This is a genomic window from Pseudomonas sp. BR20 (genome assembly GCF_050780135.1).
GTDB lineage: Bacteria > Pseudomonadota > Gammaproteobacteria > Pseudomonadales > Pseudomonadaceae > Aquipseudomonas.
Window position 1 is genome coordinate 1,905,525 of sequence record NZ_CP172012.1, and the last position, 17,745, is coordinate 1,923,269.

A 17,745-nucleotide genomic window follows, 5' to 3' on the forward strand; every position below is an offset into this window, starting at 1 on the left:
AGGGTTTAAAGCCATTCACCACTTCATTTCGCCCTTGGCGACTTTGGCGCTCAGTTCCAGCGAGCTTTCGTCGGCGAGGGAGGGGTAACGTTTTTTCATGGCCGCGATCAGGGCGGCGGCGTCCTTGGCCTTGGCGGTTTCTACGTCGAAGGCCTTGATGTAATCGGCAGTAAAGGCCACGGATTTCGGCGATGGCGTGCCCAGGTAGTGGCCCGGAATCACCGTGCGTGGCTTCAGCTGTTCGATGCGTTGCAGGGTCGCAAGCCAGTCTTTATGGGATTGCGCGCTTTGGGTGTCGGCCATCCACAGGTGAATGTTTTGCGCGACCACCACGCCCCCGACCACGGCCTTGATCGACGGGATCCACACGAAGCTGCGGTCCGGTTGCGGGCCGTCGAGGCCGATCACCTCCAGTTGCTGCCCTTCAAGGACCAGGCTGTGGCCTTGCAGCGCTTGGGGCACGATGGTTTTGCCCGGTTTGTCGGCACCCATTTTCGGGCCCCAGAACTCCAGTTTGCCGGCCACGGTGGCGTTGATATGGTCGATCACCGGTTGCGGCGCCAGCACCTTGGCGTCGGGGAACGCGGCTGTCAGGGTGTCTAGGCCGAAGTAGTAATCCGGGTCGCCGTGGCTGATGTAGATGGTGGTCAGGTGTTTGCCGCTGGCGCGGATCTTCTGCACCAGTTGCTCAGCCTGGCCCTTGCCGAATTGCGCATCCACCAGGATCGCGTCTTTGGCGCCGCTGACCAGCACCGAGCTGACCGGGAAGATCGCCGCCTCGCCTGGGTTGTACACGTCGAGGGTCAGGTCGGCCGCCGCTGCATGGCCGGCAAACGCCAAGGCAGCGGTGAAGGTTAAGCGCTTGAGGGTTGAGAACATCGGGCAGCTCCAGCAGTCGATTCAAAGGATGCACAGAGCTTAGTTGCACTAAACCGAACTAAAAATGCGATGCTGGGACATAGTTTGTTTCTGAAATCGGGCAAATCATGGATCGTCTTCAAGCAATGCGCGTATTTGTCACGGTGGTGGACCTGGGCAGCCAGTCCGCCGCCGCCGACCATTTGGACCTGTCGCGCCCGGTGGTGTCGCGTTACCTGGCCGAGTTGGAAGACTGGGTCGGCGCGCGCCTGTTGCACCGCACCACGCGCAAACTCAGCCTTACGGCGGCCGGTGGCGAAACCTTGCCACGCTGTCGGCAACTCCTGGAGTTGTGTGGCGATATGCAGGCCGCCGTCAGTGAGCCCGATAACGCGCCCCGTGGCCTGTTGCGCCTGAGTGTCAGCACCTCGTTCGGCCAGGCGCAATTGGCCGAGGCCATCGCCGAGTACGTCAAGCGCTACCCCTTGGTGAGCATTGACCTGCAAATGCTCGACCGCACGGTGAACCTGGTGGACGAGCGCATCGACCTGGCCATCCGCACCAGTAACGACCTGGACCCGAACCTGATCGCCCGGCGCCTGACGGTCTGTCGCTCCGTGGTATGCGCAACCCCGGCCTACCTGTTGGAGCACCCGGCGCCGCAGAAAGTCGAAGACCTGGCCCGGCACAACTGCCTGACCCACTCGTACTTCGGCAAAAGCCTGTGGCATTTCGAAGAGCACGGCGAGCACGTGTCGGTGCCGGTGCACGGCAATATCACCGCTAACGAAGCCAGTACGTTGTTGCGGGTGACGCTGGCCGGGGGCGGGGTGGCGATGTTGCCCAGCTACCAGGCCGGCGAGCACATCCGCCGGGGTGAACTGGTACGTCTGCTGCCCGAGGCCGAACCCCGGCAGATGAACATCTACGCGGTCTATGCGTCGCGCAAGCACATGCCTTCGGCGCTGCGCAGCCTGCTGGATTTCCTGGTGATGAGGTTCCCCGAGGAGCCGTTGTGGGACATTGGTCTCTAAGGCGACATAACCCTGTTGAATGTCGTCCAATAATGGCAACTCGCCCTGCTTGGCCTATGCTTTAAACAGCACCCTGTAGATCCGTTCAGAGGTCTGTGCCATGAGCATCAAAACCAGAAAATACCTGATGATTTTCACGCTCTGCGCCCTGGCCAGCGCACTGTACGGAACTGCCGCCTACCGCGTGGAGCAGACCCGTATGCAGCCGACCTTTGCGATCAGCTGTCATCAGGATCATTGCGTTCCCCATACCGGTAGTTTCAGTGCACTCAGGTAAGCGGCTGTTCGGCTTTGAGTTGCTCGCGAAACGCCTTGGGTGAGAACCCGACCCGTCGGCGGAACAGCCGAGAGAAGTTGGTCGGGTCGGAAAAACCCAGTACTTCCGACATTTCGTTGATGGTCATGCTGGTGTAGGTCAGCAGGCGCTTGGCTTCGAGTAATTGGCGGTCATGCATGATCTGCAAGGCAGGCTGCCCGCCCAGTTCCCGACACGTCCCATTCAGGTGTGAGACCGAGATACCCAGCTTGTGGGCCAGATCCTCAATCTTCGGGTGTTCCCGATAGTGCTGTTCAACCAATTGCGTAAAGCGCCGGAAGTACTCGCGGCCCCTTGGCGCGCGCGGGTGGCGGCGCTGGATGGCCTGGCGGCTGATCCACACCAGCAGCACACTGACCAGCGCGTGCATCAACATGTCCCGGGCCGGTTGGTCGTCGGCGTATTCGTCCTGCAGGCGGGCGAACTGGCTGTTGAGGTAGTCACTGTCCTGGCCCGCCGGGTAGCTGCCCAGGGTCTGCAAACCGCCTGCCGTTGCGCCCAGTTGGGCTTGCAAGTGGCTGACCAGCGGAGCCGCGAGGGTGACCACATAGCCTTCGACATCTTCGGCAAAGCGAAACCCATGCACGCACAACGGCGGCAAGACCTGCAGTGTGGCTTCGTTGAGCGTGGTGCGCTGACCTTCGATTTCTAACTCGGCCTGGCCTTTGTGCACATACAGCAGCTGGCACAGATCCGCGTGCCGGTGGGGCTGGATTTCCCACTGGTATTCCCGACTGCGGCGGGAAATGGTTTCGCAGTGCAACAAATCGGGGGTCGGCCATTGCTGGCTTTCTCCGTAAAGCTTGAAGACCGGAATCGCGGTGTTGGTCATGGTTTCAATCCGATACTCAGGACAGTGGTGCGGTAATCGCCCGAATTGGCAAAAAGCGCAGGTTTTATCGCAGTTTTCACCTTCTTATACTGCGCACTCAAGTGAAAACTGTCAGCTACCAGATCAATGACAACTCTTTCACTCGATCCGTTCGTGTGGAATTTGCGGGCGATAAAAATAATGAAAACGCTGAAAACCCAAGTCGCCATTATCGGCGCCGGTCCCTCCGGGCTGTTGCTTGGCCAACTGTTGCACAACGCCGGTATCCAGACCCTCATCCTGGAGCGCCAGAGTGCCGACTACGTGCAAGGCCGCATCCGCGCCGGGGTGCTGGAACAGGGCATGGTCAACCTGCTGCGCGAGGCGGGCGTCAGCGAGCGCATGGATGCCGAAGGCCTTGTGCATGATGGCTTCGAGCTGGCGCTGGACGGTCAACTGACCCACATCGATTTGAAGGCGCTGACGGGCGGCCAGTCCGTGATGGTCTACGGCCAGACCGAAGTCACCCGCGACCTGATGGCCGCCCGTGCCGCCGCTGGCGCCACCACCCTGTATGAAGCGCGCGACGTGCAGCCCCATGATCTTAAAAGTGATCGACCCTGGCTGACGTTCGAGCATCAGGGCGAAGCGTTTCGCCTGGAGTGCGACTACATCGCCGGCTGTGATGGGTTCCACGGTGTGGCGCGCCAGTCGATCCCGGCTGAATCGCTGAAGGTGTTCGAGCGGGTCTACCCCTTTGGCTGGCTGGGCATCCTCGCCGACACCCCGCCTGTGCACGCGGAACTGGTGTACGCCAAGCACGACCGAGGCTTTGCGCTGTGCAGCATGCGTTCACCGACGCGCAGCCGCTATTACCTGCAAGTACCGGCCGAGGAGCCGGTGGGCCAATGGTCGGACGAACGCTTCTGGGCGGAACTGAAAACCCGCCTGCCCAACGCCTTGGCTGAACAACTGGTCACCGGCCCATCCATCGAAAAAAGCATCGCGCCACTGCGCAGTTTTGTGGTGGAACCGATGCAGTACGGGCGCCTGTTCCTGCTCGGCGATGCGGCCCATATCGTGCCGCCCACAGGGGCTAAGGGCTTGAACCTGGCGGCCAGCGACGTGAGCACGTTGTTCCGGATTTTGCTCAAGGTGTATGGCGAGGGACGGGTGGACTTGCTGGAACGTTATTCCGCCATCTGCCTGCGTCGGGTGTGGAAGGCCGAGCGGTTTTCGTGGTGGATGACCTCGATGTTGCATCAATTCCCTGAGTCCGACGGGTTCAGCCAGCGTATCGCCCAGAGCGAACTGGAGTACTTCATTCACTCCGAAGCCGGACGCAAGACCATTGCGGAAAATTACGTCGGACTTCCTTACGAGCCTATCGAATAGCCTGCTATCGTATCGAGCATTCCCGCGGGCCGCCTTTTCCCGCGGGCCCTGCTCGAAGGTTCTGCCGTGACTCAGCTCAATCAGCCCGCGCCACCGCTCCCCGCGGTGCGCAGTATTCTCGCCTCGTTGATGATGGCGATCTTCCTCGGTGCCCTGGACCAAACCATCGTCGCCGTGTCCATGCCCGCCATCTCCGCGCAATTCCACGACGTCAACCTGCTGGCCTGGGTGATCTCCGGCTATATGGTGGCGATGACGGTGGCGGTGCCGATCTACGGCAAGCTCGGCGACCTCTACGGGCGCCGACCGATGATGCTGATCGGCATGGGCCTGTTCACCGTGGCATCGTTGTTCTGCGGCATGGCCCAGAGCATGGAACAACTGGTGCTGGCGCGGGTGCTGCAGGGCATTGGCGCGGGGGGGATGATCTCGGTAAGCCAGGCGATCATCGGCGACATCATTCCGCCCCGTGAGCGCGGGCGCTATCAGGGCTATTTCAGCAGCATGTACGCAGTGGCCAGCGTGGCCGGGCCGGTGTTGGGCGGCTACATGACCGAGTATTTATCCTGGCGTTGGGTGTTCCTGATCAACCTGCCGTTGGGGGCGGGTGCCTGGTACGTGGCCCATCGCACCCTGGTGGGGCTGCCGGCGCCGCAACGCAAGCCGATCATCGATTACCTCGGCACCGTGCTGATGATCATCGGCCTCACCGCCTTGCTATTGGGCATCACCGAAATCGGCCAGGGCCATCATTGGCGTGACCGCCAGGTGCTGGGGTTGTTGGCCTGTGCGCTGGTGGCATTGACCCTGTTTGTCTGGCACGAGCGCCGCGCCCGCGAGCCCTTGCTGCCGATGCACCTGTTTGCCAACCGCAGTGCGGTGCTGTGCTGGTGCACGATTTTCTTCACCAGCTTCCAGGCGATTTCCCTGACGGTGCTGATGCCCCTGCGCTTTCAAACAGTGACCGGAGGTGGTGCCGACAGCGCGGCCTTGCATTTGCTGCCCCTGGCGATCGGCCTGCCCATCGGCGCCTATTGCGCCGGGCGCATGACCTCGGTGACCGGGCGCTACAAACCGATGATCCTCAGCGGCGCGCTGTTGAGCCCGCTGGCGATCCTGGGCATGGCCTACAGTGCGCCCCAGGACGTGCTGCTGACCGGCGTGTTCATGTTGCTGTGCGGCATCGCCGCGGGCATGCAGTTCCCCACCTCCCTGGTGGGGTCGCAAAACTCGGTAGATCAACGGGACATCGGCGTCGCCACCAGCACCACCAACCTGTTCCGCTCCCTTGGCGGCGCGGTGGGGGTGGCGTGCATGTCGGCGTTGCTGCTGGCGTTGTTGCAGGACTCCAGCTTCGCCCACCTGGCCAGCGGTGCGCTGGTGGCGGAGGGCAGTTCCGGCAACGTGCTGCTCGACGGCCTGAACGCCGCGCCAGGCCCGGCCCAGGAGGCCTTGCGTGGGGAATTGGGGGGGACGTTCCGGCATTTGCTGCTGGTGAGTGCGGGGGTGTCACTGTTGGGGTTGGCGGCGGCGATCGCGATGCCCAATCGCGTGCTGCGCGGGCGTGAAGACAAAATCCGCTGACTGACACAATAGAGACCTAGTGTGGGAGGGGGCTTGCCCCCTCCCACAGTTGAATGCATTCCAGTTCAGATCAAGGGCTGTAGTAACCCACCGCAACCATGAAGTGCCCGGCCTTGCGCACATAAGCGTGTTTGTTCTCGACCTTGCCCGTCACCGGGTTTTTCCAGCGGTACTTGTATTCCCCCTGGTCCTGCTCGGCCATCAGCTTGAGGATCGGCTCGCCCACCGGCTTGCCGTCGGGGTCCTTGATCTTGCTGAAGTCGGTGTTGATCAGCCGCAGGTTGGTGCCGTGGGCCACGTAGCGTCGGGTGTTCAGGTCCACCACAAACACATAGAGGTCATCCTGCAGGAAGCCGCCCTGCAATGAGTTGATGGCCTTGAGCGTGCCGGCTTCATCCTTCACCAGCGCGTTCACCGCCTTGTTGCGCAGGGCCCGGGCCTGTTCCGGTGTGGCGCGTGGCAGGTAGTAGCCCACGGCCAGGATGCGCTCGCCGACGCGCTGGTAAAACACATGCTTATGCTCGACCTTGCCGTCGTTCCAGTTCTGCCAACGGTAGTCGGCCTGCTGGATACCCTGGCTTTCCGGCACCTTGAGCGCGTCCTTGAATGACTGGCGCAAGTCCGGTCCCAGCACTTCGGACACATCGCGACCGATCAAGGCGGAGGAGGGGCCTCCACTGGCCAGCAGCACGCCCTGGGTGTCGACCACGAACACATAGCGGTCGTGATCGATGAACTCGCCCTGGCGGCTGAACGCCGCGAAGGCCTTGTCACCGTTGCTCTGGTAGTAGGCCAGGGCTTTTCCCAGCAAGGCCTTGGCGGCCTGGGCGTCCTCACCCGGCGTGTCGGCGTGCGCCTGGCTGAAACACAACAGCAGCAGCCAGGTGGCGCGGAGCAATCCCTTCATGTTCCGTCCCTCGTTCTTATTGATGTGACCACAGCGTAGACGGCTGTGGCTCAAGGCGCCGCCAGCCATTGGCTGACGATACCGTCATAGACACCGGTGGCCACGCTCAGGTGCAACCACTGGTCGACATAGCTCTTCCACGCCACATCATCGCGGGGCAGCAAAAAGGCTTTTTCGCTGTACTGCATCTGCCGCTCCGGGTTGACCGCACACAGCCCCGGCTTGAGTTTCTGCTGGTAACGCGCTTCGCTGGCGTCGGTGATCATGACGTCAGCCTTGCCGGCCAGCAGTTCGTCGAAGATGGTCACGTTGTCGTGCAGGCGGATCTGCGCCTGGCCCAGGTGGGCGCGGGCAAAGATTTCGTTGGTGCCGCCTGCCGGTTCGATCACGCGCACCTGGGGCTGGTTGATCTGCTCCACGGTCTGGTAGCGCTTGACGTCGGCGCAACGCACCAGCGGGATCTTGCCGTCGACCCCGAGGGTCTGGCTGAAGAAGGCTTTTTTCTGGCGCTCCAAGGACACCGAAATACCGCCCACGGCGATGTCGCAGCGCTGGGCGAGGAAGTCCGGCATCAGGGTTTTCCAGGTGGTGGGCACCCATTGGATCCTGGCATTGAGGCTCTTGGCCAGGGACTCGGCCATGGCAATGTCGATGCCTTCATAGCTGCCATCGGCGCGCAACGAGGTGTAGGGCTTGTAGTCGCCGGTGGTGCAGACGCTGAGGGTGCCGCGCTCAAGCACCTGGTCGAGGCGCGAGGGCGCGGTGTCGGCCAGGGCGGATGTGGCCAGGCTTGCCAGTACGCACAGGGTTATCGTTGTTTTCATGCGATCGAGTCCTTGGGGCATGCTCGGGGGCGGTCATTATTTCCAGCAAGGGCCAAGGTAGCAAGGTGTGGCGAATGTTTAGCCATGTTGCAACCAAACTCCGCCAACCCTGAATTTAAACACCTATGCGGGCGTGTGACGCTGGGCGCATCTCTATTGTTGTGATCCACCTATGGACGGCTCCCCCGACACTCACCCTGCGACATTGCCGTCCGAGCTCGCCTTCTGGGCCCTGTTCCACTGCCGCCACGCGCGCCCGCCAGATTCTCTTCTCCTACGCTGATTTACCCCATGGATGACGCACGCTTGTGCGCGCCTGCCTGAAACCAACGTACGAGAACCCCCATGAGTGTTTTTGCCAGCCTGCACGAAGCCCAAACCTTCCTTGAACAGCATCCGGACATCGAGATGTTCGAGCTGTTTATCCTCGACAACAACGGCGTGCCGCGCGGCAAGTTGCTGCACCGTGATGAATTGCTGGCGGTGTATGAAAGCGGGCGGCCGCTGCCGAGCACTATCCTGGGCCTGACCATCAATGGCGACGATGTGGAGAATTCCGGGCTGGTGTGGGAGGTGGGTGATATCGACTGCCGCGCCTACCCGATCAGCGGCAGTTTGCAGCGCATGCCGTGGCGGCTGATCCCGACCGCTGCGGTGCAGGTCAGCATGCACCCCACCGAAGGCCTGCCCGCCACCGTGGCCGACCCCCGGCATTTGCTGGCCAAGGTAATCGAAGGTCTGAACGCCGACGGTTATTACCCGGTGATGGCGGCGGAGCTGGAGTTCTACCTGCTCGACCAGAAACCCGACAGCAATGGCCGCCCGCAACCGGCACGGGATGTGGACGGCGGTCGCCCGCGCGCGACCCAGGTTTACGGCCTGCGTGAGCTGGAGCAGATCGAGCCGTTCCTCGCCGACCTATACAGTGCCTGCAAACTGCAAGGCATTCCGGCGCGCACGGCGATCTCCGAATACGCCCCGGGCCAGGTGGAGATCACCCTGGAACACCGCGCCGACGCCCTGCAAGCCATGGACGAAGCGGTGCGCTACAAGCGCCTGGTCAAGGGCGTGGCGCACAAACACGGCATGGCCGCGTGCTTCATGGCCAAGCCATTCGATGACCTGGCGGGCACCGGCATGCATATGCACGTCAGCCTGGCCGACGCCGAGGGCAACAACCTGTTCGCCAGTGAAGCCGCCGACGGCACGCCACTGCTGCGCCACGCAGTGGGAGGCATGCTCAGTACTTTGCTCGATTCACTGCTGATGTTCTGCCCCAACGCCAACTCCTATCGCCGTTTCCAAACCAACAGCTATGCGCCGCTGGCCGCCACCTGGGGCGTGGACAACCGCACCGTCAGCCTGCGGGTGCCGGGTGGTCCGGCCCACTCCCGGCATATCGAGCACCGCATCTGCGGCGCCGACGCCAACCCTTACCTGGCGGCGGCCGCGATCCTGGCGGGTATCCATCGTGGCATTCGCGAACAACGCGACCCCGGCGCCCCGGTGGAAGGCAACGGTTACGCCCAAGCGAAGGAGTTATTGCCCACCGATTGGCTCACCACCCTGCGTGCACTGGAAGGTTCCGACTGGGCGCGGGAGACGTTCGGCAGCGAGTTCCTGGGCGTGTACCTGGCCGTGAAACGTGCTGAATACCGCCAGTTCATGGGCGAGGTGGGCGAGCAGGACTGGCGTTGGTACCTGCATCAGGCGTGATGGTTTTTACGGCGGTGAGGGTTTCGACCTTTTTTTCACGTTGCAGTGGTTAAGCTGCGAATCAATGTCGTTCACTACCGTTTGTCACATGAGCCTGCGATGTCGCCACAACCTCCTTCTTCCATCGAGATCGAATACGCCGAGCGCTGCGACCGCGAGCACGCCAGGGTCTGCGGTGACACGCGCCCGCCCGGCGTGCGCCAACGCCTGGCCTCATGGCGTGATGCACGGCTGGTGCGCCATGCGCTGAAGGTCGCCGGCGAGCCGGGGCTGATCCTGGACCTGGCCTGCGGCTCGGGACGCTTCTGGCCGGTGTTGGCCGAACACATCAACCGGGTGATCCTGGCGTCGGACAACTCCCAGGACATGCTCGACCACGCCCGCACCCACCATCCGGCGTCCTTGCTCAAGCGCGTCAAGACCTTTCAGGGCTCGGCGTTTTCCATCGGCTTGTCGGCGAATGCGGTGGACTGCATCTTCTGCCTGGAATTGTTTCGTCATGTGCCCGGCACCGAAGGGCGCATGGCCTTGCTGCGCGAGTTTCATCGGGTCAGCCGCGATACAGTGATTGTCTCGGTGCAGTCGCGTATCACCGTGGAAGAAGAATTTCGCCAGGCCGGATTCAAGGTCTTGAATCACCAGGAATTCATGCCGGGGTCCAGCCTGTGGCGGGTCTATGTTCTGCGTAAGAAAGGATAACTCCCGCTTGTCGGACTATTCTTCATGTCCTGTCTGAGTTTTCATGGTTGCCTGTGCACTGCGGATGCTCGCTAGCCCCTTTCGCGATATATACTGCGCGCCATTCTTCAAGGGAGAGCCGTGTGGCCATCGATATTCACTGGATCTGCGACAACGATAGCCTCGGCCAGCATTGCGCCGAATGGCAGCAGTTGCCATTCGTCGCCCTCGACACCGAATTCATGCGGGTCGACACCTTTTATCCCATTGCCGGGCTGATCCAGATTGGTGATGGCGTACGCGCTTACCTGATCGATCCCCTGACCATCGACAACTGGCAACCCTTGGCCGCTTTGCTGGAGAACCCGGCGGTGATCAAGGTGGTGCACGCCTGCAGCGAAGACCTTGAGGTGTTGCTGCGCCTGACCGGCAGCCTGCCGGTGCCGCTGTTCGACACCCAATTGGCCGCCGCTTACCTGAACCTTGGCTTCTCCATGGGCTACTCGCGCCTGGTGCAAGCCGTGCTCGATATTGAGCTGCCCAAGGGCGAGACCCGCTCGGACTGGCTGCAGCGGCCATTGTCCGAGACCCAGGTGAGCTACGCCGCCGAAGACGCCGTGCACCTGGCCGAGGTCTACATTCGCCTGCGCCCGCGGTTGTCGGACGATAAATACGCCTGGGTCCTGGAAGATGGCGCCGAACTGGTTGCCAACCTGCGCCGCGAAGTCGACCCGTACGAGGTGTACCGTGACGCCAAGCTGGCGTGGAAACTGTCCCGTGCCCAGCTCGCCGTCTTGCGTGAACTCTGCGCCTGGCGCGAGCAGCAGGCCCGCGCCCGCGACCTGCCGCGCAACCGCATCATTCGCGAACACTCGCTGTGGCCCCTGGCCAAATCCCAGCCGGACAACCTCGCCGCGCTGGGCAAGATCGAAGACATGCACCCGCGTACCGTGCGCCAGGATGGCCAGTTCCTGCTGGACCTGATCAAGCGTGCTGGCAGCGTGCCTATGGACCAGTGGCCGCCTGCCGTGGCTGAACCGCTGCCGGTGGACGCAGCCACGCTGATAAAGCAACTGCGCGCCCTGGGCCAGACGTTCGCCGAGCGCCTGGAGATGGCGCCGGAACTGATGCTGCGCAAGAAAACCCTCGAAGCCCTGGTTAAAAGTGGCTACCCCGATGGGCCTTATAAATTGCCAGACTCGCTGCGTGGCTGGCGCCGCGAGTTGATGGGCCAGGCGCTGCTCGACAGCCTGGCCACTGCCGGAGAACAGCCTTGAAACGTATTTGCTCCATCTATCGCAGCTTGAAAAAAGACGGCATGTACCTCTACGTGCTCAAAAGCGACGCGCTGGAGCGCGTGCCGAAGCCGTTGATGGCGGCCTTCGGTAAACCGCACCACGCGTTCGACATGGTACTGACACCCGAGCGCAAGTTGTCCCGCGAAGACATCGTCGTGGTGCTGGAAAACCTCGACAAGCAGGGCTACCACCTGCAAATGCCGCCGGCCGAGGACGAGTACATCGAGCACTTGCCCGAAGAGCTGCTGCGTCGCAACGACCCGATGTGATCGGGCAGTGCCCCGCCCGGGGCACAGGTTTCAATGGAATCGTATTAGTGGGCGGTGGCCGTAGGGAAGCGGGCGGCCGTCTGCACTGTTTTTGAAAGGTTTGAACCATGCGTGTTCTGATTGCTGAACAGGATCACCCGCTCTACGCCCAATTGCTCAATGACGCCGCGCCGGACCTTGAGGTGCTCACCAGCGGCGACTCGGCCGAGCTCTCGCGCCTGGCCGCCGATTGCCCGATATGGCTGGGCCAGCCGGACCTGTTGGCGACGCTGCTGCGCCAGGGCCACCAGCCGCAGTGGCTGCAATCGACCTGGGCCGGCATCACGCCGCTGCTGGCCGAAGGCTTGCCCCGCGACTATCGCCTGACCCGCGCCGTCGGTATTTTTGGCCAGGTCATGGCCGAGTTTGTCCTCACCTACATGCTGGGTCACGAGCGCGAAGTACTCGCGCGGCTGGTCAGCCAGGTCGAGCGCAAGTGGGACAGCCGCACCGGCCAGAGCCTGGCAGGGCGCAAGGCGTTGATCGTGGGCACCGGCGATATTGGCCGCAGCGTGGCAGAGTTCCTCGTGCCGTTTGGCGTCAAGCTGTACGGCATTGCCAGTACCGCGCGGGAACAAGCGCCGTTTATCGAAGTGGCCGGCCTCGACCAATTGGGCCGGTTGGTGGGGGAGGTGGACTACGTGATCAACCTGCTGCCCAACACACCGAATACCCATGATCTGTACGACGCCGCGCTGTTCAAGCAATTCAAGCCGACCGGCCTGTTCATCAACGTTGGGCGCGGTGTGGCGGTGGTGGATGCCGACTTGGTCGAAGCCCTGAAAGAAGGGCACCTGGCCGGCGCGGTGATCGACGTGTGCCGCCAGGAACCGTTGCCGCAGCGCCACCCGTTCTGGACCGCCTGGGGCCTGCTGTTGACCGGACACAGCTCCGCGCCGACCTCGCCGTCGATGATGGTGGAGTTGTTCCTGGAAAACCTACGTGCGTACAAGGCCAAGCAAGCCCTGCGTGGGGAAGTGGATTTCGAGCGCGGTTACTGAGCCGACGCGGGAAGAAAATGTGGGAGGGGCTTGCTCCCACATTTTAATAGTGCGTCAGTTTCAGAGGCTGAAGTCACCTTCCGACACCAACTCGCTCAGCGGCTTGCGCGGGCTTGGCACTTCACGGCCTTGCAGGTACTCCGGCAAGGTCGATTTGTCGCCCAGCTTGCCCACCGCAACGGCGGCATGCAGCGCATAACCCTCTGGAATCTTCAGCTCCTTGCGCGTCAGCTCCTGATCGAAGCCGGCCATGCCGTGGGTGTGCCAGCCGCTGAGGCTGGCTTGCAGCGCCAGGTGGCCCCAGGCCGAGCCGGTGTCGAAGGTGTGCCACAGGGCCGGGGTTTCTTCCGTGGCGCCGGGGGCGATGAAGTCGGTTTTCGAGGCGATGATCACCAGCGCCGACGCATGCTGCGCCCAGCCACGGTTGAATTCATTCAGCAGGCCCAGGAAGCGCTCCCAATCCGGCGTGTCTCGGCGTGCGTAGAGAAAACGCCAAGGCTGCGAGTTGTAGGCCGACGGTGCCCAGCGTGCGGCTTCGAAAAAGCTCAGCAGGGTTTCCTGCGGGATGCTCTCGCCGGTAAAGGCGCGCGGCGACCAGCGTTCGGTGAACTGGGTGTGGATCGGGTAATCGGCAACGCGTGTCATGGGCAGCTCCTGATCGTCAATTCGGCGCTCAAAGCTACTGCGCCCCCGCTAGACTGACAAGTCTTGGAACACCGTCAGTCGTAAGCGCTTGGCCCCAGGGGCCTTGGGCACTAGACTGGCGGCCTTTTCACCTACCGATACCGATGTAGAGCCATGGCCGCCAAAGTCGAACCTTTCTGGATACGCAAAACCCTTGAACACCTCGACCAGGAGGAGTGGGAGTCGTTGTGCGACGGCTGTGGCCTGTGCTGCCTGCAAAAGCTTGAGGATGAAGACGACAACAGCGTCTATTACACGCGCATCGCCTGCAAACTGCTGGACCTGAAAACCTGCCAGTGCACCGACTACCCCAACCGCCGCGCCTCGGTGCCCGACTGCATCCAGCTCACCCCAGGCCAGGCCGACCAGTTCAAATGGCTGCCGCCCACCTGTGGTTACCGCCTGGTCAGCGAGCGCAAGGACCTGCCGTTGTGGCACCACCTGGTTTGCGGTGACCGCGACGCCGTGCACCACGAACGCATTTCCCAGTCCGGGCGCATGCTCAGCGAAGGCAGCGTGCCCGAAGACGACTGGGAGGATTACCTGATCTTCCGCGCGGGCTGAACAAGGAGTGTGTATGAGGGCGGGAACCAAGCTGGCGGCAAGCCTGGTGTTGCTGGCGTTGAGCATGCCTGCGTGGTGCGCGAAGAAAGTCGATGTGAATTATCACGTCAAGCTGCTGCCCCAGAGCGATCAGGCCGAGGTGCGGGTGAGCCTGTCCCAGGGCTCGGCGGTGCGTAGCCTGAACTTTGACCTGGGGCGCGATGGCGACTACAGCGACTTCAAGGCCGATGGCCAGTGGAGCGTCACTGATCATCGTGGCCTGTGGCAACCCAGCGCCAGCAAGGCCAGCCTGACCTACCGTGTACGCCTGAGCCACGCGCGCAAACCGGGTATTTATGAGGCGCGGATGACCCCGAGCTGGGCGCTGTTTCGCGGCGAAGACCTGGTGCCGCCGGCGCGCCTCGACCAGCAGGACGGTGTTGAGCTGGTTTCGCGCCTGGTGTTCGAGCTGCCGGCCGGCTGGAAAAGCATCGAAACCGCCTGGCCGCGCATCGGCAAGAACAAATTCCGCATCGACAACGTCTCGCGCCTGTTCGACCGGCCCACCGGCTGGATGCTCGCCGGCACCCTCGGCAGCCGCCGCGTGCGCCTGGGCGAGACCGAAGTGACCATCGCCTCGCCCAAGGGCCAAGCCATGCGGCGTATGGATGTGCTGACACTGCTGACCTTTGTCTGGCCGCAGGTCGAAGCGGCGTTCCCACGTCATCCGGCCAAGCTGCTGGTGGTAGGCGCCAGCGATCCGATGCGCCGTGGTGCGTTCTCGGCGCGCGACTCGATCTACCTCAACAGCCGCACGCCGCTGGTCAGCGAGAACGGCAGCAGCCCGTTGATTCGCGAAGTGGTGCAAGCGATTGGCCGCTTCAACGACCACGACACCAGCGATTGGATCAGCGAAGGGCTGGGCGAGTACTACGCCATCGAATTGGTGCGCCGCGCAGGCGGGGTTACCGATGAGCGCTATCAGGCGATACAGGCGCGGTTGGCCAAGGAGGGCAAGGACGTGACCAGCCTGCGCGGCGACCACGTCAGCGGCGCGACGGTGTCACGGGCGGTGCTGGTGTTGCAGGAGCTGGACCGCGAGATCCGCGTGAAAACCCACAACAAGCGCTCCCTCGATGACCTCGCGCAAGCGGTGATGCGCGCCAACAGCATCACCACTGCGGAGTTCGTGCAGTTGGCCGAGAGCATCATCGGCGAATCGTCGGTGGTGCTCGACAGCAAGTTGTTACGCTGAGTCTTCGCCATACACAAAACAAAATGTGGGAGGGGGCAAGCCTCCTCCCACATTTGAATCTAACCAGTGGTTTTAACGGCCTTCTCAGCCGCCACTTCCGCCTTGGTCTTCAGGCTTTTCAGCTCTGCACCCGCACGCTCGATTTTCGTGCGCACGCTGTTCATTTCCTGGCGGCCCTGTTCCAGCTTGTCTTTAAGCGTACTGTGCCCGGTAAAGCCGCGAGCCAGCGCCACACCGCCGATCGCCACCTGAATCAACCCAAAAATCCCGCCACGGCGCAGGCCTTTGCCCACCATCATCACGCCACCGGCCACTGAGCCGATGCGTTCCCAGCCATGCACGTTCTGGGTCGGCTGATTTTGGGGAGACGGGTTCTGGAAGGGGGTGTGTTCGATGATAGGTCGCAAGGTTTTGCTGTCGCTCATGATCTGTCTCCAACAAGGGCAAGTGTATGCAGCTGACTGCGTGCAAGCGCCGGATGTTCCCAAAAAATCAGTACTTGGGGCCCGAACGGGTGTTGTTGCCCTTGGCCATGCGGTCGTAGAGCACCACGTTGACGGTGGCAGCGAGGTTCATGCAGCCAGTGGTCGGGATGTACACGACGTCTTCGCACCAGTCGCGGATGTCTTTATCCAGCGACCCGTCTTCAGGGCCGAAGATATACAGCGCGCGGTCGGGGTGGGTGTATTCGGGCAGCGGGCGGGCGCCTTCCACCAGCTCCACGGCGACCGGGATGCAGCCCAGCGGCAGGATCTTCTTCAGGTCATCGATGCCGATCAGCGGAATATCGTGGTGGACCTTCTTGGTGTCGGTGATGAAATCCCGCGCGCGCTCGTAACGCACGCCGGTGTAGAACACCGAGGCCACGCCGTAGCAGCCGGCGGCACGCATGACCGAGCCGACGTTTTCGGGGGATTTGGGGTTATACAGACCGATGCAGCTGTAGCGTTTATTGCCCACGGGGAAGGGTGCCTTGGAGAAAAACGGCGATTATACGGCTTGAAGGTGATGTATTGCTTGGGCTAACGCTATCGGGAGCAAGCCCCCTCCCACATTTGAAAGTGTTTACAACTCAAAATGTGGGAGGGGGCTTGCTCCCGATGAGGCCAGGACAGGCGACGACACTCTTCAGTCGTCTTTCTTCATCAACCCCGCCAACGCCGCAAACGGGTTATGCGTGGCCTTGGCGATCGTCGGGCTGCTGGTGGAGCCTTCGCCGAAGTACTGCTGGTCGGTGTAGCGCGAGTGTTCGTTGTCGTGGCAGTACAGGCACAGCAACTCCCAGTTGGAGCCATCCTGGGGATTGTCATCATGATTGTGGTTACGGTGGTGTACGGTCAGTTCACTCAAGCGCTTGCCGGCGAACTCACGGGCGCAGCGGCCGCACACGTGCGGGTACATCTTCAGGGCTTTGTCGCGGTAGCCCATTTCCCGATCGCGCTGGGCATCGGCGAGGATGCGGTCCAGCTTGGCGGTGTGGGAGGGCGGGTTGGTCGAGCTCATCATGGCTCCTGGCTATTTGGTGGTCACGGATAGGGTTGATTCTAGCCGCTTGCGCCGCAAATGACCGCTAGGATCGATTTACTTTACTCATAAGGATCTGAAAAACATGCGTCTGCTTTCATGGACTGTTGCACTGCTACTGAGTGTCGCTACCCTTCAGGCCCAGGCGTTCTCGACGCCCAAGCCCGGCCAGGTGATCGAAGTGGCCCTCGACCAGCTGCACCCCACCCAGGCAGTGGTGGGCTTCGACCAGATCTATTACAGCCTGGGCTTGTTCGCCGACAAACCCGCCAGGGTCTTCGATGAATACTGCGAAACCAACGGCCAGGGCGAGGCCGACAAGGTGCCCAACAAGGCTGACCTGCACCAGCCCGACAGCTTCACCTGCAAGGACCCGGTGGGCACCCATCCCGAAGACATGAAAACCGTGGTGGTCGGCCCCGCCGGCCAGCTGTACCTGACCGACGGTCACCACAGTTTCACCACTTTGTGGGAAGTGCCCGGCGGCGGCCCGCGCTTGAAGATGTGGGTCAAGGTCACCGACGACTTCAGCAACAGCCCGAACATGGCGAGCTTCTGGCAGCGCATGGAAGCGGCCCGCAAGGTCTGGCTCAAGGACAACCAAGGCCAGACCCTGCCGCCGGAACAACTGCCGGCGCACCTGGGGTTCAAGAACCTGCAGGACGACACCTTCCGCAGCCTGGTGTATTTCACCCGCAAGGCCGCCTATGGCAAGCCGGATGGCGGCGAGATCGCACCGGAGTTCCTGGAGTTCTATTGGGGCAACTGGCTGCGCACGCAGATTGATCTGGGCCAGTACAACCTGAACAAGAAGGGCGGCTACAAGGACGCTATCGAAGCGGTCGCCAAGCGGATGGTCAGCCTGGCGCCGGGTTCGCAGGTGGGTGACAGCGGTTTCACCGCCCATCAACTGGGCGGCATGACCCAGTTGGACCACGATGAGCTGGAGAAGACCTTCGACAAAAAAGTGCCTTACGTGATCGACTACCGCAAATCCCACAACTGACAG

At 62.2% G+C, this 17,745-nt stretch carries 20 protein-coding genes; 12 read left to right on the top strand and 8 right to left on the bottom strand.

The genetic code is table 11. The annotated features are described in order from the left end of the window. Positions 1-15: 15 nt before the first annotated feature. Positions 16-879, bottom strand: a complete 864-nt coding sequence (locus ACHPFG_RS08620) for an MBL fold metallo-hydrolase (protein WP_431702114.1) — start codon at positions 877-879, stop codon at positions 16-18. Between the two features lie 107 nt (positions 880-986). Between ACHPFG_RS08620 and ACHPFG_RS08625 the strand changes: the two genes are divergently transcribed. Both ACHPFG_RS08625 and ACHPFG_RS08630 read left to right on the top strand, forming a co-directional pair. Then, positions 987-1,892, top strand: a complete 906-nt coding sequence (locus tag ACHPFG_RS08625; protein ID WP_431702115.1) for a LysR family transcriptional regulator — start codon at positions 987-989, stop codon at positions 1,890-1,892. 100 nt (positions 1,893-1,992) lie between these two features. After that, a complete protein-coding gene (locus ACHPFG_RS08630) occupies positions 1,993-2,169 on the top strand; it encodes a hypothetical protein (protein WP_167656097.1) in 177 nt (58 codons plus the stop codon). Here ACHPFG_RS08630 and ACHPFG_RS08635 read toward each other — a convergent pair. Beyond that, positions 2,162-3,040 (bottom strand): helix-turn-helix domain-containing protein, encoded by an 879-nt coding sequence (locus tag ACHPFG_RS08635; RefSeq protein WP_131698906.1) that lies wholly within the window; start codon positions 3,038-3,040, stop codon positions 2,162-2,164. The two genes, ACHPFG_RS08630 and ACHPFG_RS08635, sit on opposite strands and share 8 nt — an antisense overlap. A 189-nt stretch (positions 3,041-3,229) precedes the next feature. Here ACHPFG_RS08635 and pobA point away from each other — a divergent pair, with 189 nt between their 5' ends. Together pobA and ACHPFG_RS08645 are read left to right on the top strand one after the other, a co-directional pair. Continuing rightward, on the top strand, positions 3,230-4,414 hold the full coding sequence (gene pobA / locus ACHPFG_RS08640; protein ID WP_431703454.1) for a 4-hydroxybenzoate 3-monooxygenase: 1,185 nt from the start codon (positions 3,230-3,232) through the stop codon (positions 4,412-4,414). 66 nt (positions 4,415-4,480) lie between these two features. Next, on the top strand, positions 4,481-5,998 hold the full coding sequence (locus tag ACHPFG_RS08645; RefSeq protein ID WP_431702116.1) for an MDR family MFS transporter: 1,518 nt from the start codon (positions 4,481-4,483) through the stop codon (positions 5,996-5,998). Between the two features lie 70 nt (positions 5,999-6,068). Here the strand turns inward: ACHPFG_RS08645 and ACHPFG_RS08650 are convergent, their stop codons facing one another. Beyond that, positions 6,069-6,905, bottom strand: a complete 837-nt coding sequence (locus ACHPFG_RS08650) for a cache domain-containing protein (RefSeq protein ID WP_431702117.1) — start codon at positions 6,903-6,905, stop codon at positions 6,069-6,071. Between the two features lie 50 nt (positions 6,906-6,955). Continuing rightward, positions 6,956-7,729 (bottom strand): transporter substrate-binding domain-containing protein, encoded by a 774-nt coding sequence (locus ACHPFG_RS08655; RefSeq protein ID WP_431702118.1) that lies wholly within the window; start codon positions 7,727-7,729, stop codon positions 6,956-6,958. A gap of 345 nt (positions 7,730-8,074) precedes the next feature. On the opposite strand from ACHPFG_RS08655, the gene ACHPFG_RS08660 reads away from it, so the two are divergent. From ACHPFG_RS08660 to ACHPFG_RS08680, 5 genes are all read left to right on the top strand, one after another. Beyond that, positions 8,075-9,445, top strand: a complete 1,371-nt coding sequence (locus tag ACHPFG_RS08660; protein ID WP_431702119.1) for a glutamine synthetase family protein — start codon at positions 8,075-8,077, stop codon at positions 9,443-9,445. A 99-nt stretch (positions 9,446-9,544) separates the two neighbouring features. Further along, entirely contained in the window at positions 9,545-10,144 is a 600-nt protein-coding gene (locus ACHPFG_RS08665; RefSeq protein ID WP_431702120.1) for a class I SAM-dependent methyltransferase, read from the top strand. Between the two features lie 122 nt (positions 10,145-10,266). Continuing rightward, on the top strand, positions 10,267-11,400 hold the full coding sequence (rnd, locus tag ACHPFG_RS08670; RefSeq protein WP_131698913.1) for a ribonuclease D: 1,134 nt from the start codon (positions 10,267-10,269) through the stop codon (positions 11,398-11,400). Then, on the top strand, positions 11,397-11,690 hold the full coding sequence (locus ACHPFG_RS08675) for a YcgL domain-containing protein (protein ID WP_431702121.1): 294 nt from the start codon (positions 11,397-11,399) through the stop codon (positions 11,688-11,690). Before rnd ends, ACHPFG_RS08675 begins: the two co-directional genes overlap by 4 nt. A gap of 107 nt (positions 11,691-11,797) precedes the next feature. Then, on the top strand, positions 11,798-12,730 hold the full coding sequence (locus ACHPFG_RS08680; protein ID WP_145334871.1) for a D-2-hydroxyacid dehydrogenase: 933 nt from the start codon (positions 11,798-11,800) through the stop codon (positions 12,728-12,730). Positions 12,731-12,790: 60 nt separating this feature from the next. On the opposite strand, the gene ACHPFG_RS08685 is transcribed toward ACHPFG_RS08680, so the two are convergent. Continuing rightward, positions 12,791-13,375, bottom strand: coding sequence for a nitroreductase family protein (locus ACHPFG_RS08685; protein WP_053136656.1), 585 nt, complete (start codon positions 13,373-13,375; stop codon positions 12,791-12,793). Between the two features lie 153 nt (positions 13,376-13,528). Between ACHPFG_RS08685 and ACHPFG_RS08690 the strand changes: the two genes are divergently transcribed. Further along, on the top strand, positions 13,529-13,978 hold the full coding sequence (locus ACHPFG_RS08690; RefSeq protein ID WP_003172524.1) for a YcgN family cysteine cluster protein: 450 nt from the start codon (positions 13,529-13,531) through the stop codon (positions 13,976-13,978). Between the two features lie 13 nt (positions 13,979-13,991). Continuing rightward, on the top strand, positions 13,992-15,212 hold the full coding sequence (locus ACHPFG_RS08695; protein ID WP_431702122.1) for a hypothetical protein: 1,221 nt from the start codon (positions 13,992-13,994) through the stop codon (positions 15,210-15,212). Between the two features lie 59 nt (positions 15,213-15,271). On the opposite strand, the gene ACHPFG_RS08700 is transcribed toward ACHPFG_RS08695, so the two are convergent. The 3 genes from ACHPFG_RS08700 to ACHPFG_RS08710 form a co-directional block, all read right to left on the bottom strand. Then, the gene (locus tag ACHPFG_RS08700) at positions 15,272-15,637 is read right to left on the bottom strand and encodes a YgaP family membrane protein (protein ID WP_131698917.1); all 366 of its coding nucleotides are present in this window, start codon (positions 15,635-15,637) and stop codon (positions 15,272-15,274) included. Positions 15,638-15,704: 67 nt separating this feature from the next. After that, entirely contained in the window at positions 15,705-16,172 is a 468-nt protein-coding gene (locus ACHPFG_RS08705) for an RNA methyltransferase (protein WP_010563721.1), read from the bottom strand. A gap of 168 nt (positions 16,173-16,340) precedes the next feature. Then, positions 16,341-16,715 (bottom strand): YajD family HNH nuclease, encoded by a 375-nt coding sequence (locus tag ACHPFG_RS08710; protein ID WP_003210675.1) that lies wholly within the window; start codon positions 16,713-16,715, stop codon positions 16,341-16,343. Positions 16,716-16,821: 106 nt separating this feature from the next. On the opposite strand from ACHPFG_RS08710, the gene ACHPFG_RS08715 reads away from it, so the two are divergent. Then, positions 16,822-17,742 carry a ParB/Srx family N-terminal domain-containing protein gene (locus tag ACHPFG_RS08715; RefSeq protein WP_431702123.1) on the top strand — a complete coding sequence of 307 codons (921 nt, stop codon included), beginning with the start codon at positions 16,822-16,824 and terminating at the stop codon, positions 17,740-17,742. Positions 17,743-17,745: the final 3 nt, after the last annotated feature.